The sequence below is a fragment of the Arthrobacter oryzae genome (assembly GCF_003634095.1).
Lineage (GTDB): Bacteria > Actinomycetota > Actinomycetes > Actinomycetales > Micrococcaceae > Arthrobacter > Arthrobacter oryzae.
This window is the reverse complement of sequence record NZ_RBIR01000005.1, coordinates 161,190-180,361: the sequence shown is the minus strand read 5'-3', so window position 1 is coordinate 180,361 and position 19,172 is coordinate 161,190. Positions and strand designations below refer to the sequence as shown.

General features: G+C 67.2%; 22 protein-coding genes and 1 tRNA gene. 12 read left to right on the top strand and 11 right to left on the bottom strand.

Annotated elements, in window-relative coordinates:
• Positions 1 to 4 precede the first annotated feature (4 nt).
• On the bottom strand, positions 5 to 685 hold the full coding sequence (locus C8D78_RS13205; protein WP_244208392.1) for an HAD-IA family hydrolase: 681 nt from the start codon (positions 683 to 685) through the stop codon (positions 5 to 7).
• Between the two features lie 78 nt (positions 686 to 763).
• The gene (locus tag C8D78_RS13200; RefSeq protein ID WP_120954331.1) at positions 764 to 1,141 is read right to left on the bottom strand and encodes a VOC family protein; all 378 of its coding nucleotides are present in this window, start codon (positions 1,139 to 1,141) and stop codon (positions 764 to 766) included.
• Positions 1,142 to 1,478: 337 nt separating this feature from the next.
• On the opposite strand from C8D78_RS13200, the gene C8D78_RS13195 reads away from it, so the two are divergent.
• Positions 1,479 to 2,036 (top strand): YceI family protein, encoded by a 558-nt coding sequence (locus tag C8D78_RS13195; protein ID WP_120954330.1) that lies wholly within the window; start codon positions 1,479 to 1,481, stop codon positions 2,034 to 2,036.
• 11 nt (positions 2,037 to 2,047) lie between these two features.
• Here the strand turns inward: C8D78_RS13195 and upp are convergent, their stop codons facing one another.
• Positions 2,048 to 2,683 (bottom strand): uracil phosphoribosyltransferase, encoded by a 636-nt coding sequence (gene upp / locus C8D78_RS13190; protein WP_120954329.1) that lies wholly within the window; start codon positions 2,681 to 2,683, stop codon positions 2,048 to 2,050.
• 12 nt (positions 2,684 to 2,695) lie between these two features.
• Positions 2,696 to 3,538, bottom strand: a complete 843-nt coding sequence (locus tag C8D78_RS13185) for a phosphatase PAP2 family protein (protein ID WP_120954328.1) — start codon at positions 3,536 to 3,538, stop codon at positions 2,696 to 2,698.
• An 89-nt stretch (positions 3,539 to 3,627) separates the two neighbouring features.
• Between C8D78_RS13185 and C8D78_RS13180 the strand changes: the two genes are divergently transcribed.
• Complete coding sequence (locus C8D78_RS13180) at positions 3,628 to 4,128, top strand: nucleoside deaminase (protein ID WP_120954327.1); 501 nt, start codon at positions 3,628 to 3,630, stop codon at positions 4,126 to 4,128.
• Positions 4,129 to 4,138: 10 nt separating this feature from the next.
• Here the strand turns inward: C8D78_RS13180 and C8D78_RS13175 are convergent, their stop codons facing one another.
• From C8D78_RS13175 to C8D78_RS13160, 4 genes are read right to left on the bottom strand one after another with little or no spacing between them, the layout of a single operon-like run.
• A complete protein-coding gene (locus tag C8D78_RS13175; protein ID WP_120954326.1) occupies positions 4,139 to 5,446 on the bottom strand; it encodes a DNA glycosylase AlkZ-like family protein in 1,308 nt (435 codons plus the stop codon).
• Positions 5,447 to 5,494: 48 nt separating this feature from the next.
• A complete protein-coding gene (locus C8D78_RS13170; RefSeq protein WP_120954325.1) occupies positions 5,495 to 6,664 on the bottom strand; it encodes a glycosyltransferase family 4 protein in 1,170 nt (389 codons plus the stop codon).
• A gap of 9 nt (positions 6,665 to 6,673) precedes the next feature.
• Positions 6,674 to 7,072 (bottom strand): 6-pyruvoyl trahydropterin synthase family protein, encoded by a 399-nt coding sequence (locus tag C8D78_RS13165; RefSeq protein WP_120954324.1) that lies wholly within the window; start codon positions 7,070 to 7,072, stop codon positions 6,674 to 6,676.
• A gap of 3 nt (positions 7,073 to 7,075) precedes the next feature.
• Complete coding sequence (locus tag C8D78_RS13160) at positions 7,076 to 8,155, bottom strand: zinc-dependent alcohol dehydrogenase (protein WP_120954323.1); 1,080 nt, start codon at positions 8,153 to 8,155, stop codon at positions 7,076 to 7,078.
• Between the two features lie 128 nt (positions 8,156 to 8,283).
• Between C8D78_RS13160 and C8D78_RS13155 the strand changes: the two genes are divergently transcribed.
• Positions 8,284 to 8,373, top strand: a tRNA-Ser gene (locus C8D78_RS13155).
• 78 nt (positions 8,374 to 8,451) lie between these two features.
• Here the strand turns inward: C8D78_RS13155 and C8D78_RS13150 are convergent.
• The gene (locus C8D78_RS13150) at positions 8,452 to 9,138 is read right to left on the bottom strand and encodes a TM2 domain-containing protein (protein WP_244208391.1); all 687 of its coding nucleotides are present in this window, start codon (positions 9,136 to 9,138) and stop codon (positions 8,452 to 8,454) included.
• Positions 9,139 to 9,376: 238 nt separating this feature from the next.
• Here C8D78_RS13150 and C8D78_RS13145 point away from each other — a divergent pair, with 238 nt between their 5' ends.
• From C8D78_RS13145 to C8D78_RS13130, 4 genes are all read left to right on the top strand, one after another.
• The gene (locus tag C8D78_RS13145; RefSeq protein WP_120954322.1) at positions 9,377 to 9,766 is read left to right on the top strand and encodes an SHOCT domain-containing protein; all 390 of its coding nucleotides are present in this window, start codon (positions 9,377 to 9,379) and stop codon (positions 9,764 to 9,766) included.
• Positions 9,767 to 9,924: 158 nt separating this feature from the next.
• Positions 9,925 to 11,004, top strand: a complete 1,080-nt coding sequence (locus tag C8D78_RS13140; protein WP_120954321.1) for a cation:proton antiporter domain-containing protein — start codon at positions 9,925 to 9,927, stop codon at positions 11,002 to 11,004.
• Between the two features lie 331 nt (positions 11,005 to 11,335).
• Positions 11,336 to 12,193 (top strand): hypothetical protein, encoded by an 858-nt coding sequence (locus tag C8D78_RS13135; RefSeq protein WP_120954320.1) that lies wholly within the window; start codon positions 11,336 to 11,338, stop codon positions 12,191 to 12,193.
• A gap of 446 nt (positions 12,194 to 12,639) precedes the next feature.
• Positions 12,640 to 13,605, top strand: coding sequence for an amidohydrolase family protein (locus C8D78_RS13130; protein ID WP_120954319.1), 966 nt, complete (start codon positions 12,640 to 12,642; stop codon positions 13,603 to 13,605).
• A gap of 38 nt (positions 13,606 to 13,643) precedes the next feature.
• On the opposite strand, the gene C8D78_RS13125 is transcribed toward C8D78_RS13130, so the two are convergent.
• Together C8D78_RS13125 and C8D78_RS13120 are read right to left on the bottom strand one after the other, a co-directional pair.
• A complete protein-coding gene (locus tag C8D78_RS13125; protein WP_120954318.1) occupies positions 13,644 to 14,336 on the bottom strand; it encodes a hypothetical protein in 693 nt (230 codons plus the stop codon).
• 188 nt (positions 14,337 to 14,524) lie between these two features.
• Positions 14,525 to 14,797, bottom strand: coding sequence for a DNA gyrase subunit A (locus tag C8D78_RS13120; RefSeq protein ID WP_120954317.1), 273 nt, complete (start codon positions 14,795 to 14,797; stop codon positions 14,525 to 14,527).
• Positions 14,798 to 14,972: 175 nt separating this feature from the next.
• Between C8D78_RS13120 and C8D78_RS13115 the strand changes: the two genes are divergently transcribed.
• The 5 genes from C8D78_RS13115 (at position 14,973) to C8D78_RS13095 (ending at position 19,169) form a co-directional block, all read left to right on the top strand.
• Positions 14,973 to 15,665, top strand: coding sequence for a histidine phosphatase family protein (locus C8D78_RS13115; protein ID WP_120954316.1), 693 nt, complete (start codon positions 14,973 to 14,975; stop codon positions 15,663 to 15,665).
• 24 nt (positions 15,666 to 15,689) lie between these two features.
• Entirely contained in the window at positions 15,690 to 16,244 is a 555-nt protein-coding gene (locus tag C8D78_RS13110) for a DUF3090 domain-containing protein (RefSeq protein WP_120954315.1), read from the top strand.
• On the top strand, positions 16,244 to 17,011 hold the full coding sequence (locus tag C8D78_RS13105) for an SCO1664 family protein (RefSeq protein WP_120954314.1): 768 nt from the start codon (positions 16,244 to 16,246) through the stop codon (positions 17,009 to 17,011). The genes C8D78_RS13110 and C8D78_RS13105 overlap by 1 nt, the downstream gene beginning before the upstream one ends.
• A 137-nt stretch (positions 17,012 to 17,148) precedes the next feature.
• Positions 17,149 to 18,195: a GTP 3',8-cyclase MoaA gene (gene moaA, locus C8D78_RS13100; protein WP_120954313.1), complete on the top strand. Its 1,047-nt coding sequence runs from the start codon at positions 17,149 to 17,151 to the stop codon at positions 18,193 to 18,195.
• Positions 18,196 to 18,284: 89 nt separating this feature from the next.
• On the top strand, positions 18,285 to 19,169 hold the full coding sequence (locus tag C8D78_RS13095) for an AAA family ATPase (RefSeq protein WP_120954312.1): 885 nt from the start codon (positions 18,285 to 18,287) through the stop codon (positions 19,167 to 19,169).
• Positions 19,170 to 19,172 lie beyond the last annotated feature (3 nt).

Genomic DNA, 19,172 nt, shown 5'->3' with positions numbered 1-19,172 from the left:
GGGCCTAGAAGCTGAAGGCGAGGGTCCGGAGCCCGGCGCGGGTCAGTTGCGTGCTCACCGAGACCCCCGAGTAGTCGGGAATGTGGAACACTCCGTCCGGCAGTTCACCGGCGTTGGGCCCGACCGCCACCGTCCGGATCCCGGCGGCGACCCCTGCGGCAATGCCCGCGGGGGCGTCCTCGAACACCACCGCGTCGGCCGGGTCCACCCCCAGCAAAGCGGCCGCCCGAAGGTACCCTTCAGGGTGCGGCTTGCCCCGGGTGACATCCTCGGACGTGACCGAGGCGGCGGGCACCTCGATCCCCGCGGCAGCCATCCGGACCTCGGCCAGGTCCCGTGAAGCGCTCGTCACCAGCGCGACGGCATCCGCAGGGAGGACCGCCAGCAGCGCCAGCGCGCCCGGTACCGGGACAATGCCGCGGGTCTCGGCCAGCTCCATCCGGCCGAGCTCGGCCGCGAGGGCATGGACGTCGGCACCGGCCGGGGCAAACCTGCGGACCGTGTCCATCGCCTGGACCCCGTGGGAGGAGCGCAGGATCTCCCCGATGTCCAGGCCGTACCGCCCGGCAAAGGTGGTCCACACCTGCTCCACGATGCTGGTGGAATCCACCAAGGTGCCGTCCATGTCGAACAGGACTGCACGGGCCGTCAGGGTCGTGGTTCGGCGCGGGGAGGGAGGGATCATAAGACCATCCTGCCTCATGCCCGTGCCGCGCCCTCGGCTCGCCGTGGCGGGGCCGTCACCGCGCGCAATGTGGCGGCGTCAGCCGTTGGGCCGGCCGGGGATGTACTGCACGGCCCATTTGTTGCCGTCAGGATCCGCGAAGTAGAGGAAGTGCCCCCAGTCCTGGACGTCGACGTCGCTGACGTCCACGCCGTTGTCCTTGAGCTGCTTGTGCGCGGCCTGAATGTCGCTGACCACGAGCTGAAGGCTGGGAGCGGTGCCGGGAGGGGCGTCGTTGAGGCCCTCGCCGATGGCAATCGAGCACCCGGAGCCCGGCGGCGTCAGCTGGACGAACCGGATGCCGTCCATGGGCCGCTCGTCATAGTCGGCGTTGAAGCCCACCTTATTGACATAGAAATCCTTTGCCCGGTCAACATCGGACACGGGCACAAACACGAGTTCAAGTTTCCAGTCCATGGCGGACAGGCTAGCGCGGGCCGCTGCAATGCGGAAGACGGCTCCGCCAGCGGCATCCCCGGGGTGTGAAGCTGGCACCGGGACGTTGCAGGGTCTCGGGCAAACCACTAGTTCCGGAAGCGGCCACAGGGGGCGCGCTGGATTCTGAAGGGATAGTCACGTTGGGGCGGATCGGACAATTTGGCCGCTGAAGAGGGCCAAGGTGGTTCCAATGACGCTAGGATTGTGCCCGAATGACGCCCCGAACAGCCACGCCTAGTGGTTGTCGGGCCAGGTAGCCAAGCATCTGCCTATCCGTCGGCAGTGCCTGGTCCCAAGTACACAGGAGGCTGTCCGCATGCCGGAACTAACACCGGATCTTTCCGGGGAATGGCGCTTCGATCCGGACCACACGCGGATCGGGTTCTCCACCCGGCACGCCATGGTCACGAAGGTTCGCGGCGCTTTCAACGACGTTGAGGGAATCATCAACGCCGACGTCGAAAATCCCCTCAACTCATCCGTGCAGGTGACCATTAAGGTCGCCAGCATCGACACGCGCAGTGCCCAGCGCGACGAACACCTTCGCACCAACGACTTCTTTGACGCGCCGAGCTATCCCGAGATCACGTTCGTCAGCACACGGATAGACCAGATCGAAGAGGGGAATTTCATCGTCAGCGGCAATCTGACCATCCGCGGAATCACCCAGGAGGTCAGTCTGCCGATCGAGTTCCTTGGGGTCGAGCGGGACCCGGCAGGACAGTTGCGGGCAGGATTCGAGGGATCCCGCCGAATCGATCGCCAGCAGTTCGGCGTCAAGTGGAACACCGCCCTTGACTCCGGCGGCATGCTCGTCTCGGACAAAATCACGCTCGAGTTCGAGGTTTCGGCCGTCAAGGTCGAAAAGGGCTAAAGGGTTTCGGCTCAGCCGGCGACGCCGTAGAGACGATCTCCGGCGTCGCCCAGGCCGGGCACGATGTAGGACTTCTCGTTGAGCTTCTCGTCAATCGAGGCCAGGACGATTGTCACGTTGGCATCGGACAGCTCTTCCTCCAGCTTGGCCAGGCCCTCGGGGGCGGCGAGGAGGCAGATGCAGGTGACGTCGGAGGCGCCGCGCTTGAAGAGGAACTTGATGGCCTCGCGCAGGGTGCCGCCGGTGGCCAGCATCGGATCCAGGACAAAGATCTGGCGGTCCGTGAGGTCTTCCGGGAGGCGCTCGGCGTAGGTGATGATGTCCAGCGTTTCCTCGTCGCGGGCCATGCCCAGGAAGCCGACCTCGGCGGTGGGGACCAGCTTGGTCATGCCCTCGAGCATCCCGAGCCCGGCGCGGAGGATCGGGACCACCAGCGGGGTGGGCTTGGTGAAGGCGGTGCCGATGGTGGTGCTGACGGGCGTCTCGATGGTCACCGGTTCGGTGCGGACGTCACGCGTGGCTTCGTAGGCGAGGAGCGTGACCAGCTCCTCGGTGAGCTGGCGGAAGACCGGGGACGGGGTGTTCTTGTCCCGCAGAACGGTGAGCTTATGGGCGACCAGCGGGTGGTCCACAACGAGAGTGCGCATGGGTCAAAACTATCATCCGGATGCTGAAGACCGTCCCGCGGGGCCGGGAGTATCGGCGTCGTTCGTCTCGGCGTGAGCGCTGCCGCCGGCGGCGCCGTCGTGCAGGTGGGCGGGGTGATCGAAGGTGGGCGCCGGGCCGGCATGTTCGCGGTGCCGGAGCCCATGGAAGAGCCGGTGGGCCAGGATCACGATCCCCACCCAAGCCAGTCCCAGCACCCACCCGATGATCACATCGGTCATCCAGTGATGGCCCAGAAAGACCCGGCTGAGGCCCATCGCGACGATGAAGATCACACCCGCGGCGATCAGGGCGATCCGGGCGCTGGTCCGTTTGATCTGCAGGCAGGCCAGGTACACAACCAGCGCAATCACCACGGTGGTGTTCAGCGTGTGCCCGCTCGGGAACGATGGCGAGTTCTCATAGGGCGGCACGGCGTCGGCGTGGTCCGGGCGGGCACGGCCGATCAGTTTCTTGCCCAGGGACGTGGCCGTCACCGAGACGGCTGCGGCGCCGCCGATCAGGATCAGCGGCCGCCAGCTGCGGGAGGTATAAATCAGTATCGCGGTCAGGATGCTGGCCAGGATGGGCATGCCGATGCCGCCGCCGATGTTGGTGAACCCGGTGACGAAGGCGTCCAGCCCGGGGCTGCGCAACTGCTCCATGAACGCCAGCGCCGGCTTGTCCAGGTTGGCGAGCCCGGCGCTGTCCACCACGTTGTCGTAGACCTCCGCGCTGGCCAGGGCCAGGATCACCACCACCACGCCGCCGATCAGCATGGTGATCCAGAGGGCCGCGTAGGGCACCACCCATTTGCCCCAGCGCCGCGTCAGCCAGTTCTCTGTTTCCGTGACCACTGCCGTCTCCCGAACACTTGACTATTTAAACCTGTGGGCTGCACAGCCCGGCTGAACAGCATGCTTAGGGTCGAAACTATCATTGAGCCATGACTTCCCCGGAGCCCCGCCATGCCCAATGGATGAGCCTTGCCCTGGCCGAGGCCCGGAATGCCCTGGCCACGGCTGACGTGCCAATCGGCGCCGTCGTGATCGGACCGGACGGTTCGGTGCTGGGCACCGGCCGAAATGAACGCGAGGCCCTTGGGGACCCGACGGCGCATGCCGAGATGGTCGCCATTCGGGAGGCCGCCGCGCGGTTGCGGGCGCGCCGGGCTTTGGAGGGCAGGGACGACGACGGCTGGCGGCTGGAAGACTGCACCCTGGTGGTCACCCTGGAGCCTTGTGCCATGTGCGCGGGGGCGATCGTCCTGGCCAGGATTCCGCGGGTGGTGTTCGGCGCCTGGGATGAGAAAGCCGGGGCCGCGGGCTCCGTGTTCGACATCCTCCGTGAGCGCCGGCTCAACCACTGGGTGGAGGTCTATGCAGGCGTCCGGGAGCAGGAGTGCGCGGCGCTGCTGCGGGATTTCTTCGCCGGACACCGTGCCTGATCCTTTCCGTTCAGCCGGCCGTGCCGCCGGCGGCGGATGACCCCGCCAACGCTTCCGCTGCGGCGGCCGATGCCGCGAGCGCATCGATCCGCTTCTGCCGGGAGGCCGGCGAGTCGAGGCTGAAGGCCCGGAAATCGCCGAGGTCCTCGCGGATCCAGGCTTCCACCTCGGCGATCCGCTGCGTCACGGCGGGCGTGGGGCCGTGGAAAAGCCAGGACACGATCCGCTCCTTGGCCGGTTCATACTGCCAGAGCCCGATGATCCGGCCACGGTCCAGAATGGGGTGGTCCGGGAGGTCCGCCTGCAGCGCGAGCGACCCCAGCGCGGGTTTGTCCCGATCGTCGTCGGCGAGCAGGTCCGCCGCGTTCCGGCGCAGCAGGAACAACGAGTCCGTGCCGGCGAGCAGTTGGATCTGTTCCCCCGCGGGTTCTTCGAACGCGGCGAGCCGGCCGACGTCGTCGGGCAGCATCCACAGCGTGTCGCCCCCGGCGGCGGACAGTGCCGTGGGCACCTCGACGGCGCCGACGGCGGCTAGCGCCGCCTTGCTTTGGGCCACGGTGAACGCGGTGAACCACTGCGATTGTTTGAAGGTGGCGCCCCCGGTCCAGCCCAGGTAGCGGCGCATCAGCTCGACACGGGCGTCCTCGTCGTCGAGGTCGCTGGGCGGCAGGCCCCAGAGCTCGTAGGCGTAGCGCTGCTGGTCCAGGCGCCCGTTCGCCGGAACCCGGCGGATCCGGCCGTCAGACTGCAGGATCCCCAGGGCGGTGGGCAGCGTGGTGGTGGCGCCCTTCTTCTTGCCCTCCTCGCCGAGGTTGCGCACGGAATCGCCGAGCTCGTCCTTGAGCTGCCGCGGATCCATGGGTCCTTCCGCTTCGGCAAGGGTGTGGACCACCTGCTCCTCGAGCAGGGTGATCTCGCCGCGGTCCACGCCCAGCCTGCCCACCACCTTGAACGCCGAGTCGGCCGCGTCCCGGCCCAGCTGCAGGGCCCAGGCGAAGTCGTCCCGGCCCAGGACGTAGGTGCAGCCGCGGGCGGCCGGCAGCTCAAGGATCCGGTGGGCGAGGACGTCGGCGTCGACCTGTTCGCGGCGGATGCCGGCGCGGGCGAAGAGCGTGAGGTACGGGTTGGCGCCGCCCACGGACCGGGCCCAGCCTGCCCGGGCGAGCACCTGCTCCGCGGTGCAGCCGGCCAGCGAGCCGTCCAGGCCCTGCCGGTGCCAGGCCCACGCCCGGAGCCGCTCCGGGGTCAGGCTCTCTGGTTCCGGGAGGATGGCGGGCGCGTTTGTCGACGGCGATGTCGTCACAGGCAGGGTGCTCATGGGCTCATTCTCCAACAGCTTCCCCGCCAGCGGTATCAAGAAGGGGTATCAACCCGCGCCGTCCGTTTTTCCCGAGTCTGCGGTTTCGGCCGACAGGCACTCCAAAACAATCCGCGCCGTGGCGTCCCAGCCGGGCAGTCGGCCGCGTGCCGCCGCCGCCGCGTCCCGCCAGCCATCCCGGAGAACGGGATCGCTCAGCCAGCGGCCGAGGAGGTCAGCGAGCGGTGCGGGGTCCGTTCCGAGGCCGACGGCGGCTCCGGGCAGACCGGGCGCGGGTGTGCCAGGCTGGCTGCCGGACGGGCTACCGGGCGGGGTGCCGGCGGCGAGCGCCTCGACGGCGCCAGTTCCCTCGCGCACCACTACGGGAATCCCCCGGGCCAGCGATTCGGTGACCACCAGGCCATAGGTTTCGGCCCGGGAAATCAAGAGGCTGAGATCGGCCGCACCCCATTGGGCATCCAGTGCAGGTCCCCGGAGCTCGCCCGGAATGCTGACCCTGCGGGCCAGGCCCAACCTGACCACGGAGTCCCGGAGCTGCGCGGCGTAGGCGGGGTCGGCGGTGTCCGAACCGATGAGGGACGCCGTCCACGGCAGGTCCGTCAGCCGCGCGAGCGCGTCCAGCAGGAGGGACTGGTCCTTGTTCGGCAGGAGCGCAGCCACGGCGATGAAGTGCGGCACGCCCGAGGGGGCGGACAGGCTTCCCGCCGCCAACGGGGCAGGTGCCGTGCCGGGCAGGGCCACCTTGACGCCGTCGAGCCCGTGGCGGGTCCGGAGGGCCCCTGCGTCCGAACGGCTCGTGCAGATGATCCCTGCCGCGGCCTGCAGCGCCCTGCGTTCCCGCTCCGGTTGGTCCGGCAGCGGCATGTGCACCAGGATCCAGACCCGCTGCCCGGCGGCGGCGGCCGCCTCCAGCTCGTCGGGCGCCCCGCACGCGAGGAGGCTGTCCACCAGTGTCACGGAACCCGGCGTTGCTTCCCCCGTCGCGGATCCCGTTTCTGCGGGCGCCGGGTTTGCGGGCGCCGCGCGCAGCAGCCGGCCCAGGCGCCGCCGGTCCTCCGCGCTGCCTCCGGGCCAGTCGCCGTCGAGCGGGCAGGTTTCCACGTCGGCGCCGAGGACGGTAAGTCCGGCGGCGAGCGCCGCGTTGTAGACGTTGCCGCCGGAGTTGTGCCGGACGTTGCCGGGCACCACAAACCGGATGCGGGGGCTGGCCGGCGGCATGGGCGGTGCCTACCGGGCTTCGAAGTCCAGCGAGTAACCGGCCCAGGCGTCGGGGGTCTCGCGCAGGGTGACATCCAGCCCGGCGAGGCCGCGGCCGTCCTCGCCGACGCGGATCTGCGCGGCGACGGCGTCGGCGACGTACCGGGCGAGGGCCTCGGTGGTGCTCAGCTTGCCGGCGAAGTCGGGGTGCTCGTCGAGGTTCTTGTAGTTCAGCCCGGCGAGGACCTCGTCCAGCACGTCCCCCGCGGCGCCGATGTCCAGGACGATCGCGTCGTCATTGAGCTCACGACGGCGGAAGGTCACCTCCGTGACGAACGTGGCCCCGTGCAGGCCCTGGGCCGGGCCGAACGCTTCGCGCGGAAGGCTGTGGGCGATCATGAAGTTACGTCGGACGGTCAGACTGAACACGGGCTACCTCGTGGCTTCGGTGGGCTGGGCTTGGGCGGATGAGTCTTGAGTGGACGGCGCTTCACGGGCCGGGGCTCCGGCGGACGGGTATTCGATGACGTGGCATAGCGCGTCGAGGCTCCCGTCGGCGAGCCGCCGCACGACGTCGGGCAGCTCCTCGAACGCCGATGAGCCGGTGAGGAAGACGTCGAACACCGGGTCCTGCAGGAGGGAGACGGCGAGCGCCAGGCGCTCGGCGTTGGTGCGACGGTGCCGGCGGGCGCGGGCCACCACTCCCACCTGGCTGGCCCGGATGGACAACCGGCGGGCGTGAAAGTCCTCCCCCAGCGGCAGCGTGATGCTCCGGTCGGCGTACCAGGACATTTCGATGATGTCGCCCTCGTCACCCACCAGTTGCAGGCTCCGCTGCAGGCCCTCCTGCGAGGCGGAGCAGTGGATCACAATGTCGCAGTCAGGGAGGGCGTCCTCGGGGTGGCTGAAGTCGACGCCGAGGGCGTCCGCGAACGCGCGTTTGGCGGGGTCGACGTCGATCAGCTGGAGCCGCTCAAGCGGAAAGCCGGCCAAGAGTCTGGCCACCATGCCGCCGACGAGCCCTGCGCCGATGACGGCAACCCGGTCGCCCAGGCGGGGCCCGGCCTCCCAAATGCCATTTACGGCGGTTTCCACCGTGCCGGTGAGCACCGCGCGGCGGGCGGGGACGCCGTCGGGAATCACGGTGAGCGACTCGACCGGAACCACGAAGCGGTCCTGGTGCGGGTAGAGGCAGAAGACTGTCTTGCCGGCCCAGCCCTCCGGGCCCGCCTCCACCACACCCACGGTGAGGTAGCCGAATTTCACCGGGTACGGGAAGTCGCCCGCCTGGTTGGGCGCGGCCATAGCCCCGGCGACGCACGCCGGGACGCTCGCGTGATGGACCACCAGCTCGGTGCCCTTGCTGATGCCCGAATACAGGGTCCGGACGAGGGCATCGCCCGGGCCCGGGACGGGCAGGGCCTCGCTGCGGAGCTCGCCCTGTTCAGGGCCGACGGTCCAATAAGCGGTGGCGTGCCGGTCGGAAGCGGCGTGCCGTTGAGAGATAGTCATTGTGCTGACGAATCTAGTGCCCGCAGTGGCGTCGGGGAAGGGTGGCGGACTTCGGCGCGGCGTTGTGCGGGCGCCTCCGGGGGCTCGTTTTGTGGATGGGCGCCTTGCTCCGGTACCCTAGTCAGGTTGGTGACGTGTCCGAGCGGCCGAAGGTGCAACACTCGAAATGTTGTTTGGTGTCAAAGCCAACGTGGGTTCAAATCCCACCGTCACCGCCAAAGAAAACCCCCGGGAAACCGGGGGTTTTCTGCATTTTCAGTTCCTTCGTGGTGCTTTTGTGGTGCGGCGGCCCGGCGCTACCTGCGGAGCCGGTATTCCTCGACCAGGAGGTGCCAGGCTTTGCCGGTAGTGCTGACCGTGAGCCTGTACGTCCCCGGATTCACAGTGACGCCGGTCGCCCCTTTGTGGGCCTTGATCAGGGAAAGAACGATGAGGGCCGGTCCTTTCGCCGGTTGGAGGTAGACGACGGCCGGCCCGGTGAAGGCGTACTCAATGTGGAGCTTGCCGGTGACGGTCACGACCAGCCCCGGGGGTTTGGTGGCGGAGGCCTCCGCGACGGTGACCCACTCTTTCACCGGTGTCGGCGGGGTCGGGTTCAGCAGTGCCTTCATGGCAGTGACGGTGGCGGTGATGGTCCCGGTAGCGGGAGTCGCGACGGCGCAGAACAACGCACCCACCAGGGCGCCGGCCAGAATGGTCGAGGCCATACGCAGGCCGCGGCGCAGGGAGTTGGTGCCTGCCAACGGCATGGAAGCGCCGTCAGCGGCGTATTCCTTAGTGATCCGGAACAGGTCAATGAGCCACCAGATCCCGAATCCGCCGAGCGTTAGAAGTTTCAGGGTGCCTGTGCCGGGTCGGCGGAGGTAGAACCGGTCCGCGCCCGTGAAGCCCAGGCACAGGGCCAGAAGCCATGCGGTGCGCAGGGAGCGCACCGGCAGCAGCTCACCTTCGAAGATAAGCCCGTACTGCTCGGTCGGGGGCACATTCTGATTCTTGAACAGCCACGCGGGCCTGTCCACGGTCTTTCGGCACGAGTGGCTTCGCTCTGGGACCAAGGGCTCGGCCGACACCTCATCCTTCACGAGCGATGCGTCACTCCTCTAGTCCGGGCAGGCTGACCATTGAGGTCCCCGTCAGGACCTCAGAATGTTCCGCCGGTCCGGCCGTCGTCGTGCGCGAGGCACGGGTCTGGCTCCGGCGGACACGATGGGAGGAGTAGCGATGGGCACCACTAGCTTCTGGGATGTCCTGGTGTGGAGTTTCTGGTTCTTCATCTGGATCGCCGCACTGATGGTGTATTTCCGCTGCTTGTTTGACATGTTTGGCGACCACGAGCTCAGCGGCTGGGCCAAGGCCGGCTGGGCGATCTTGATGATCTTCCTGCCCTGGCTCGGTGCCTTCATCTATCTGATCGCCCGGGGCCGCAGCATGGACGAGCGGCAGATGGCACGGGTGGCCCAGCAGCAGGCCGCCGAGCAGGACTACATAAGGCAGGCCGCTGGCACGACGTCCACTCCGACCGGCCAGATCGCCGACGCGAAGGCGCTGCTCGATTCCGGGGCCATCAGCCAGAGCGAGTTTGATTCCCTCAAGGCAAAGGCCATGGCTTGAGGGGCCAAGACGCGTCTCAACGCTCAGCAGGGACTAACCGCGGCAAACAGCCACGACCCTACAACGGACACGGAACCAACCGTCAACACCATAAGGCCAGCAACCAAAACACCGTAATACTGAAAAAGGTCTTGAGCCCGGCGGTCATGACTTCATAGGTGCCTGATCCGACCAGCCCCATTAGGATCCAGGACCTCCGCAGGGGCCCGGGCCTGTATGTGCGGCTGCTCGCCGTCAGACTTCCGCTGACGGTAATCGCCGGGTGGGGCCTGGCCGCATGGTTCTACCCGGGCCTCGGAGTGCGGCTCGCCCTTCTGGTGGGGGCCGCGCTGGCACCCACGGACGCCGCGCTCGGCATCCCCGTCGTGACGAACCCGGTTGTACCGGCCCGCATCCGGCGTCTCATCACGGTCGAAAGCGGACTCAACGACGGCATCGCTACACCGGTGGTCATGCTCGCCATCGCCGGCGCCGCGGCCGCTGCCGGGCATGAAGGCTCCACCGGCGCCGGAGGAGCCCTGCTCGAGCTCGCCGTGGGCGTGGCAATCGGGTCAGGCATAGGGGCCTCCGGCGGAGCCCTGCTGCGCATCGCCCGGCGGGACAAATGGGCCGCCGAGGACTTCGCGGGCATCACGGTGCTGGCCCTGGCCATCCTCGCGTACGCCGCCTCCATAGTGGCCCACGGGAACGGCTTCGTCGCAGCATTCTGTGGGGGCCTGGCCTTCGGCGCCGCGGCCGGCCCGCGCGGCCCTGCGGAAGTCCAATTCCTGGAGCAGGCCAGCGGTTTGATGTCGTTGCTGGTGTGGCTGGCCTTCGGCGCTATCGCCGTACCCATCATGGTCGAGCGCATCAACCCCGCCATGATCCTCTACGCGATCCTCAGCCTCACCATCATCCGGATGGTCCCCGTGGCCCTGGCCCTCATCGGCGCAGGCCTCGACCGGAACACCGTCCTTTTCGTGGGCTGGTTCGGCCCCCGCGGGCTGGCCTCCCTGGTCTTCGCCCTGCTAGCTCTCGAAGAACTCGGCAGCGCAGCAGACGAGGCCGTCGCCGTCATCGCCGTCACCGTGCTCCTCAGCGTCATTGCCCACGGCCTCAGCGCAACACCCCTGGCCAGCAAATACGGCCGGTCCACAGCGCCGCAAAAGCACCGTGATGCGGCCCCGCACCCCGGAATAGCCCTTCGAGGACTCCCCCGCCAACGCGGTGATGCCACAGCGCCCGATCAGCTTCATTAGATAATGGCGTCTCGCCTTGGGTGCGCGCCCAGTGCCTCGGGCCAGCAGGGCCACGGACCGCGTCCGTGCAGCCCAGCACGCGATCGCCTCCAACCGGACCACAGCACTGACGACGCTCGGACTCTGGCCGGACCGAAATGTCATACAAGTCTGATATATTCACCCGCGTCTCGACTAAGTTATTTAGGCCAACTAACGTTCGTCCTCGGTCTCACCCAAGGCGACACCGTACTGCCCCGCCGAACACGGCAACCGGGTCTCACCGGGCATATAGGTGGCGTCGGACACCCCACACCGGGGTGCCGGACGCTCTTCTCAGAGAGTCAACATCATGCGTAAAACTTCCCAGATCCTCACCGCTGTCGCCATCGTCGCAGCTGCCACCACTGTCGGTGCTGGTGCCGCCCAGGCAGCCCCCGTAACCCATATCAAGGCCGCCCACACTGTCCCGGCCCGCGTCACCGCGGCCAAGGCAGCCGAAGCTGCCCGGCATGCAGCAGAGAAGGCTATCTCGGCAGCCGAGGCGAACGCCGGCCATGTCCGGGCAGCGGGCAACAAGCAGATTGCCGCCGCACGCGCCGCGGGCGCGAAGCTCGTGGGTGCCGCCCACCAGAAGGTCGAGGCAGCCCAGTCGCTGGTCACTGCCGATACCGCAGCTGTCGCTGCCGCACAGACTGCCGCCAAGACGGCTCTCGATGCTGCATCCGCTACCGTGGCTGCGGACCAGGCTGCTGTGACCGGCGCGCAGGCTGCCGTGACGAACGACCAGACGGCCGTCGACGCCGACAACGCTGCGGTCAGCACCGCGAAGGACCAGCTCGCCGCCGCCACCACCCCGGAGGACCAGGCTGCTGCTCAGACTGCGCTGGACGCAGCCAACGCCAAGCTCACCGCTGACCAGGCTGTCCTGAACACCGACCAGGCAGCCCTCACCGCTGCACAGGGCACGCTGACGGCCGACTCCGCCGCCCAGGTTCAGGCCCAGGCTGCCCTGGATGCAGCTAACGTCAAGCTCACCACCGACCAAGCGGCCCTCACCGCCGCTCAGGGCGATCTTGCCACTGCCATCAGCTCGGCCAAGGCCTCCATCGCCGCCGCCCAGGCTGCCGCAGGCAAGGCGGACGCCACCGCCCGCGCCGCTGTTACCGCTGCCCGGGCGAACCTGGCCCTGCTTAAGCACCACCGCTAACCGGCAGCCGGCCTCAAGCCGGCTTCGACAGCGCGAACCACACGGGAGGACCCCGGACCGATCATCGGTCCGGGGACCTTCTTCGTATGGCGGCCGCGGAGCGTGCCGGTCACCCCTCGTTGCCATTTATGCCGCCGACCTTCGCGACCAGGCCGTGTCCATCTCGGAGATAGTCACCGCACGTTCATTTGCCCGCTCCAGACTCCGCCGTCCCCTGTCACCTCGACCCCCGGGCGCGCTGACCACGGAAAACCAGCAGGGCGGCTAAGTGGCTCCCAGCGCCCGCGGCGGTAGGTACACACGATTTCGAAGAGCCCCACTGACGGTCCAGCTCATTCCAGGGCACCGTCCGGCGGTCTGCTCATGGGCCGGATTTGCGAGTAGATTGTCCACATCCGCTGAGGGTCCCGCGTATCAGCGAAACGAGCACGTGGACAAGGATCCGGATGGGCCGGCCGTACCGCATTGACACTCACCAGCACATCGTTCCGCCGGGGTATGCGCGCTGGATGCTTGAAAAGGGCATGCGCCCCGGCGGCATCGGGCTGCCGTCGTGGTCCGAGCGCTCAGCGTTGAAGTTCATGGACAGACACGACGTGCAGACCGGCATCTTGTCCCTGTCCACGCCCGGCGTGTACTTCGGGGACGCTGCGGAGGCACGGCGGCGGGCGCGGGAGATCAACGAATACACTGCAGAGGTGGTCGCGGCCCGGCCTGAGCGGTTCGGGTTCTTCGCGACGCTCACGCTGCCGGACGTGCAAGGCGCCCTGGCGGAGGCCCAGTACGTCCTGGACACCCTGCTCGCAGACGGGATCGTATTACTGGCCAACAACGCCGGCCGCTATCTGGGCGATCCCGGCTTTGCGCCTTTGCTGGAATTCCTGCACCACCGCCGGGCCGTAGTGTTCATCCACCCCGCTGAACTGCCCGCTCCGGCGGTGCCGGGCATACCCGCCTTTGCCGCAGATTTCCTGCTCGACACCACCCGCACCGCGATCAGCCTGATCCTGTCCGGTGCGATGGACAAGTTCCCGGGAATCAGGTTCATCCTGGCCCACGCGGGCGGCTTCGTGCCTTACATCGCCTACAGGATCCTGCTGACGATGCTCAACGATAACGACCAGGCCCTCAGCGCCCTGGCGGCGCTGGGAGATAAGAAGCAATCCATCTTGCGGCGGTTCTATTACGACGTCGCCCTATCCGCCAGCCCCGCGGCGCTGCCCAGCCTGCTCGAGGTAGCTGACCCGGGCCGCATCACCTACGGAACTGACTTCCCGTTCGCACCCTCCCCAGCGATCGACTTCCTGAACATGGAGTATGAGAACTATCCCCTGGACCCCTCCGTCCGCGCGGCGATAGACCGCGGCAATTCCGAGGCACTTTTCCCCCGACTGAGGCCTGAGCAGACTTAGTTCATATTTTGCACGGTGCGCTCCCACGTGAAGCCACGTCAGGGGACGACATGCCCTGACGGCTCCATGGGGGCGGACGGGATCGCCGGCGGCAGCCATGTGCTTGGCACCGGGATGCCCGTGCCGGCCGGCCGTCGGCTGAGAATCGTTCCCGGCAGGCCGGCCGCGGCAGCCCTGTCCCCCTTGCCGATCACGAGAACCTCGATCCTGGTCAGAAACGGTCCCGGATCGTCTTCATACGCGATCATGATCGTCGGCCGTGTCCTGCGGCCGATCAGGGACAGGGGCGCCTGGCCGATCTGGACGGAGCGGACACGCTCCCACGAAATGAACCCGAACTCCGCCGGGCGCCTGGTCATACGGATAATTCCAATGCCTTGGTCATCGATGACCAGCCCCACGTAGTAACCGGTAACGCGCGCGGAACTCTGCTTCCGAGCCGCGGGCAGGAAAGGATTCGCAAGGGTGCTGTTCCACAGCGTCCTGACGATCAACGCACCGGGGTGTTCTGCCCGCAGCCGGGCCAAAGCGGCGTTCTGCGTGAACTTGGAGATCGCCAGGACGGTTCCCGTGATCACGACGACGATCAGCACGCCGAGTCCTATGGCCGCCAGTGAATCGCTGAGACTGCCGCCCGTGGCGATCGAGTGCCTGATCCTGAAGACCAGAGAGACAGCGTAGATAGCGGCACTGACCGCGAGATAGATGAGCCGTTTACGGCGGTCGCGCATGATTCCCCCAATAGTCCAACCGGACGTCCGGCCCGAGGCTACACCGGCACATCGCCGCCGTCCAGCATCAGTGTTGAGCGCCGAGAGGCGCATCCGGTCTTCTCGTACGCCAGATGCACTTCACGGCGCTGAAAGCTGGGGTGCGAGGCCAGGACGATCAACCGGTAAGCGGATCGCACGCGGCCAGTTCAGCGCCCATCGGGCAACCTTGATCTAAGTTCTTCTTCATACGAAGCGATGGCCTGCCGCTGGTCGCGGGTGAATGTTTTAGCCTGCAGGTTCAGGACTGCTCGGCTGCCCAGCTCTCCCACGCCCAGCAGCTGACCCACCCGACGGATTGCTTCGTCCACGTCCTGTGAATCCTCAATCACCTGGAAGACCTCGTCCCGCCGATCCATCGCCTGCACCAGAGCCTCGTGGACCATCAACTGCTGCCTCATCTGCCGCTCATCCTGATCCATGCGGCGATTCTTGCACGACCAGCAGTCTTGGAGATTTCCGAACCAAGATGGTCCGTCCGGGCGGCTTTGAGCGCGCCGGCGTGCTTGAAGGGTTCCGCCAGTGCTTTATCTGCCTGTTCGGCGCGCTGCCAGGTCCGGTTCACACCGCCGTCGAGCGGGTGGTTAGGCTAGGTGGATGGCGACAGTTATTCTCGTGCGGCACGGCCGCACCACAGCCAATGCCACTGGCCTGCTGGCCGGTCGGGCCGTCGGCGTCAGCCTGGACCAGATAGGGCGCGACCAGGCGGCCCTGACGGGAGACCGGCTCGCGGCCGTGCCTGTAGTCGGGGTGGTGTCGAGCCCTCTTGAGCGTTGTCAGCAGACCGCCCAGCTGATCATCGATCGCCAGGCCGGCACGCCGTACGCGCCGGTCGATCCCGATCTCACCGAGTGCGATTACGGCCAGTGGCAGGGCCGCACGCTCAGTGATCTCGCGACCGAGGATTTGTGGCCGGTTGTGCAGTCGCAACCGTCCGCCGTCGTCTTTCCCGGCGGTGAATCCATGGCCGCGATGCAGGCTCGGTCGGTGGCAGCGATTCGACGCCACGATGCAGCCTTCGAAGCCGAGTTCGGGCCAGGGGCCGTGTGGGTGGCGGTGAGTCACGGTGACATCATCAAGTCAATCCTCGCCGACGCGCTCGGCATGCACCTTGACCTGTTCCAGCGTATTAACGTGGGCCCCGCCTCCGTATCGATCGTGCGCTACGGCGCTAGTCGGCCGAGCGTCTACGCGACCAACACCGACGCGGGTGATCTGTCCTGGCTGTCGAACGGCATCCACTCTGGCGATGCGCCGGTGGGCGGCGGAGCCGGGCAAAAGGCGCCATGACCATCATGTGCCTAGAATACTGACATGCCTACACGTGTTCACGAGTTTGCCTGGCCTGATCGGGTCGTCGTTGGCACCATTGGCCTTCCGGGGGCCCGCACGTTCTACCTGCAGGTGCGCGCAGGGACGCAGATCGTGAGTATTGGCCTGGAGAAGCAGCAGTCGGCCCTGCTCGCGGAGAAGATCGACGAAATTCTCGACGAGCTCATCACGGTCGAGGGAAACCCCTTCAGCGTTCCCACGGGTACTCCCATTGAACTTGTCGACAATGACCAGCTCGAGGCCGTTCAGGAGCAGTTTCGCGCCGGTGCCATGAGCTTGGGTTGGGACCCGACCACGGCCCAGGTCGTAATAGAGGCCTACCCCATCACCGATGCCGATGCTGATGACGACGACGAATCGCTTGATGAGGGCGGCACTGAAGTGCCCGAAATGCTGCTGGTGCGAATGCCGGTCGGCACCGCACGCGCATTCGCCAAGCGCACCCGTGAGATCGTGGGGGCCGGGCGCCCCGCGTGCCCGCTCTGCGGCTACCCCATAGACGCCGACGGGCACATCTGCACCCTTCCCGAGGTCTGATGCCAGCGCCGGACCTGGTGACCGCCGAGCTGACGCTCACCGGCCGCATCACCACGGCTTCAAACGCTACATTTCTGGGCAGCATCGGCGGCGTGGCGGTCGTCTACAAGCCGATAGCAGGCGAAAGCCCGCTGTGGGATTTTCCCCACGGCACCCTGGCTCACCGGGAGGTGGCCGCCTACCTGGTCTCGCAGGTCTTCGGCTGGGACGTCGTGCCGCGCACCTGGCTGCGCGATGGTCCGCTGGGCGAAGGAATGGTGCAGCTCTGGCAGGAGCAAGACCCCGCCCAAAGCGCCGTGACCCTGGTCGCGACGGACCAGGTGCCGGAGACGGGCTGGAAACGCGTTCTCGAGGGGCGGGATGAGAACGGACGGATGGTCGCCCTCGTCCACGAAGACTCGCCAGCGCTCAGACGCATGGCGGTGTTCGACGTCGTCGTCAATAACGCCGACCGCAAAGGTGACCACATTCTTGCCATGACGGACGGACAGCGGCACGGCGTGGACCATGGGCTCACCTTTCACCGTGACCACAAGCTGCGCACGGTGCTGTGGGGCTGGCTGGGAGACGCTCTGACCGCCGAGGAACGCGACGGCATAGATCGTGTCAGCGAAGGACTCCAAGGTGGGCTGGGCCGGAACCTGGCGGAATTGCTCAGCGCCGAAGAAATCGCATCGCTCGCCGCGCGCTGCGCCCGGCTGCGCCTGGCAGGGCGGTTTCCGGCTCCGAGCGGTGAGATGTCGGCGGTGCCCTGGCCGCTGTTCTAAGGGAATACGGCTACGGGCTTCGCAGGCTGTGCTGCCGGGAGCGTATTCGACCCGGACGGCCATTGTGGGGTCCCGGGGTGTGACATACGCTGAGAGTGGTATAAGCGGTGTGCGCTGCCGCGCTGAGAGGGCGATGCATGGACGCCAATTCCATCACCGACACCTTCCGCCGGCCCCTGCGGGACCTCCGGATTTCCGTCACGGACCGGTGCAACCTCCGTTGCGTCTACTGCATGCCGAAGGAAATCTTCGGCAGGGATTTCGTGTTCATGCCCCGGGACCAGCTGCTGACATTTGAGGAAATCACCCGGCTGGCGTCCATCGCCGTCGCGCATGGGGTGCGGAAGATCCGCTTGACCGGCGGGGAACCCCTGCTGCGGAAGGACATTGAGGTCTTGGTCCGGATGCTGGCGCGGTTGCGCACCACTGATGGGCTGGCGCCGGATCTGGCTATGACGACGAACGGCTCGGTACTGGCGCAGAAGGCACAGATCCTCAAAGACGCCGGGCTGAGTCGCGTGACCGTGTCCCTTGACTCCCTCCGGGAAGAGACCTTCCAGGCCATGAACGACGTCGGCTATACCGTGGCCAAAGTTTTGCACGCGGCGGAGGTCGCCCAGGCGGCCGGCCTGCGGCCGGTGAAAATCAACATGGTGGTCAAGCGCGGGACGAATGACCAGGACATTCTTGACATGGCGAGCCACTTCAAAGGATCCGGGCTCATCCTGCGGTTTATTGAATACATGGACGTGGGTGCGTCCAACGGCTGGAAAATGGACGAGGTGGTGCCCTCCACCGAGGTCCTGGCCCGCATCAACGCTGTCTTCCCGCTAGAGCGGGTGCCGCCAAATTACCCCGGTGAGACGTCAGACCGCTGGCGCTACGCGGACGGCAGTGGTGAAATCGGGGTCATTTCCAGCGTGACCCAGGCCTTTTGCCGCGGCTGCACTCGGGCCAGGCTCTCCGCGGACGGCAAGCTGTTCACGTGCCTGTTCGCCACCGCCGGCACGGACCTGAGGGCGATGCTCAGAGGCGGCGCATCCGACGTCGATCTGTCCGCGGCATTAGCCGCCCTCTGGGGTGGCCGCACGGACCGCTACTCGGAACTGCGTCGCGCAAGCACACCCGAAGCCGGCGCGCCCCCCGCGGCACACAAGATCGAGATGTCATACATCGGCGGATAATCGGGCCGAACGCGGCCACCAACGCCCGGCCGCAGCAGCGCCGGGGCCACCGCCGGGCCCCCTAGGATCGATGACCCTATGCTGGTGTCATGACGCAGACGTCGATCAGTTCCCCGGCAGCGCTGGCCGAAAAGCTGGCCGCCACCGGCTACCTCGCCGATGAGGGCCTGGCCACCACCTGCTACCTCGCCCTGAGCATGGAACGGCCACTGCTGCTGGAGGGGGAACCCGGCACGGGCAAGACGTCGCTGGCCGAGGCACTCGCACAGGTCTTCGGGCTGCCGCTGATCCGTTTGCAGTGCTATGAGGGAATCGATGCCTCGCAGGCGCTGTACGACTGGGACTTCACGGCCCAAATTCTCCATCTGCGCAGCGTGGAGGCCGGTGGCGGCGCGGGAATCAGCGTGGATGAGCTGGAACACTCGCTGTACGACAAACGGTTCCTGCTGGCCCGGCCCATCCTCAAGGCGCTGCAGCAAAGCCCGGCCGTGCTGCTGATCGACGAAATCGACCGGGCCGACGACGAGTTCGAAGCGTTCCTGCTTGAAGTGCTCTCCACGTACCAGGTCTCCATTCCCGAATTCGGCACCGTCAGGGCAGAGATCGCGCCGATTGTGGTCCTCACCTCCAACCGGACCCGTGACCTGCACGACGCGCTCAAACGCCGGTGTCTCTACCACTGGATCGACCACCCGGGGCTGGCCCGAGAGGTGGAAATTGTGCGCACCCGGCTGCCCGAAGTGCCGCCGCTGCTGGCCGAGCAGGTGGTTCGCGTGGTCCAGCAGATCCGGGCCACAGACGACGTGCTCAAGCCTCCCGGCGTGGCGGAAACCCTCGACTGGGCCCGGGCGCTGCATCAGCTCGGCCGGCCCGAGCTGGACCTGGCCTCGGCCGCGGCCAGCATCGGCGCGCTGTGCAAGTACCGCGAAGACACCGAGCGGGTCTCGGCGGCCCTGTCCAGGATGCTCGGCTGAGTC

Coding starts and splice junctions, on each gene's coding strand:
- C8D78_RS13205 (WP_244208392.1), bottom strand. CDS start 685: ATGATCCCTCCCTCCCCGCGCCGAACCACGACCCTGACGGCCCGTGCA.
- C8D78_RS13200 (WP_120954331.1), bottom strand. CDS start 1,141: ATGGACTGGAAACTTGAACTCGTGTTTGTGCCCGTGTCCGATGTTGAC.
- C8D78_RS13195 (WP_120954330.1), top strand. CDS start 1,479: ATGCCGGAACTAACACCGGATCTTTCCGGGGAATGGCGCTTCGATCCG.
- upp (WP_120954329.1), bottom strand. CDS start 2,683: ATGCGCACTCTCGTTGTGGACCACCCGCTGGTCGCCCATAAGCTCACC.
- C8D78_RS13180 (WP_120954327.1), top strand. CDS start 3,628: ATGACTTCCCCGGAGCCCCGCCATGCCCAATGGATGAGCCTTGCCCTG.
- C8D78_RS13175 (WP_120954326.1), bottom strand. CDS start 5,446: ATGAGCACCCTGCCTGTGACGACATCGCCGTCGACAAACGCGCCCGCC.
- C8D78_RS13170 (WP_120954325.1), bottom strand. CDS start 6,664: ATGCCGCCGGCCAGCCCCCGCATCCGGTTTGTGGTGCCCGGCAACGTC.
- C8D78_RS13160 (WP_120954323.1), bottom strand. CDS start 8,155: ATGACTATCTCTCAACGGCACGCCGCTTCCGACCGGCACGCCACCGCT.
- C8D78_RS13145 (WP_120954322.1), top strand. CDS start 9,377: ATGGGCACCACTAGCTTCTGGGATGTCCTGGTGTGGAGTTTCTGGTTC.
- C8D78_RS13135 (WP_120954320.1), top strand. CDS start 11,336: ATGCGTAAAACTTCCCAGATCCTCACCGCTGTCGCCATCGTCGCAGCT.
- C8D78_RS13130 (WP_120954319.1), top strand. CDS start 12,640: ATGGGCCGGCCGTACCGCATTGACACTCACCAGCACATCGTTCCGCCG.
- C8D78_RS13125 (WP_120954318.1), bottom strand. CDS start 14,336: ATGCGCGACCGCCGTAAACGGCTCATCTATCTCGCGGTCAGTGCCGCT.
- C8D78_RS13120 (WP_120954317.1), bottom strand. CDS start 14,797: ATGGATCAGGATGAGCGGCAGATGAGGCAGCAGTTGATGGTCCACGAG.
- C8D78_RS13115 (WP_120954316.1), top strand. CDS start 14,973: ATGGCGACAGTTATTCTCGTGCGGCACGGCCGCACCACAGCCAATGCC.
- C8D78_RS13110 (WP_120954315.1), top strand. CDS start 15,690: ATGCCTACACGTGTTCACGAGTTTGCCTGGCCTGATCGGGTCGTCGTT.
- C8D78_RS13105 (WP_120954314.1), top strand. CDS start 16,244: ATGCCAGCGCCGGACCTGGTGACCGCCGAGCTGACGCTCACCGGCCGC.
- moaA (WP_120954313.1), top strand. CDS start 17,149: ATGGACGCCAATTCCATCACCGACACCTTCCGCCGGCCCCTGCGGGAC.
- C8D78_RS13095 (WP_120954312.1), top strand. CDS start 18,285: ATGACGCAGACGTCGATCAGTTCCCCGGCAGCGCTGGCCGAAAAGCTG.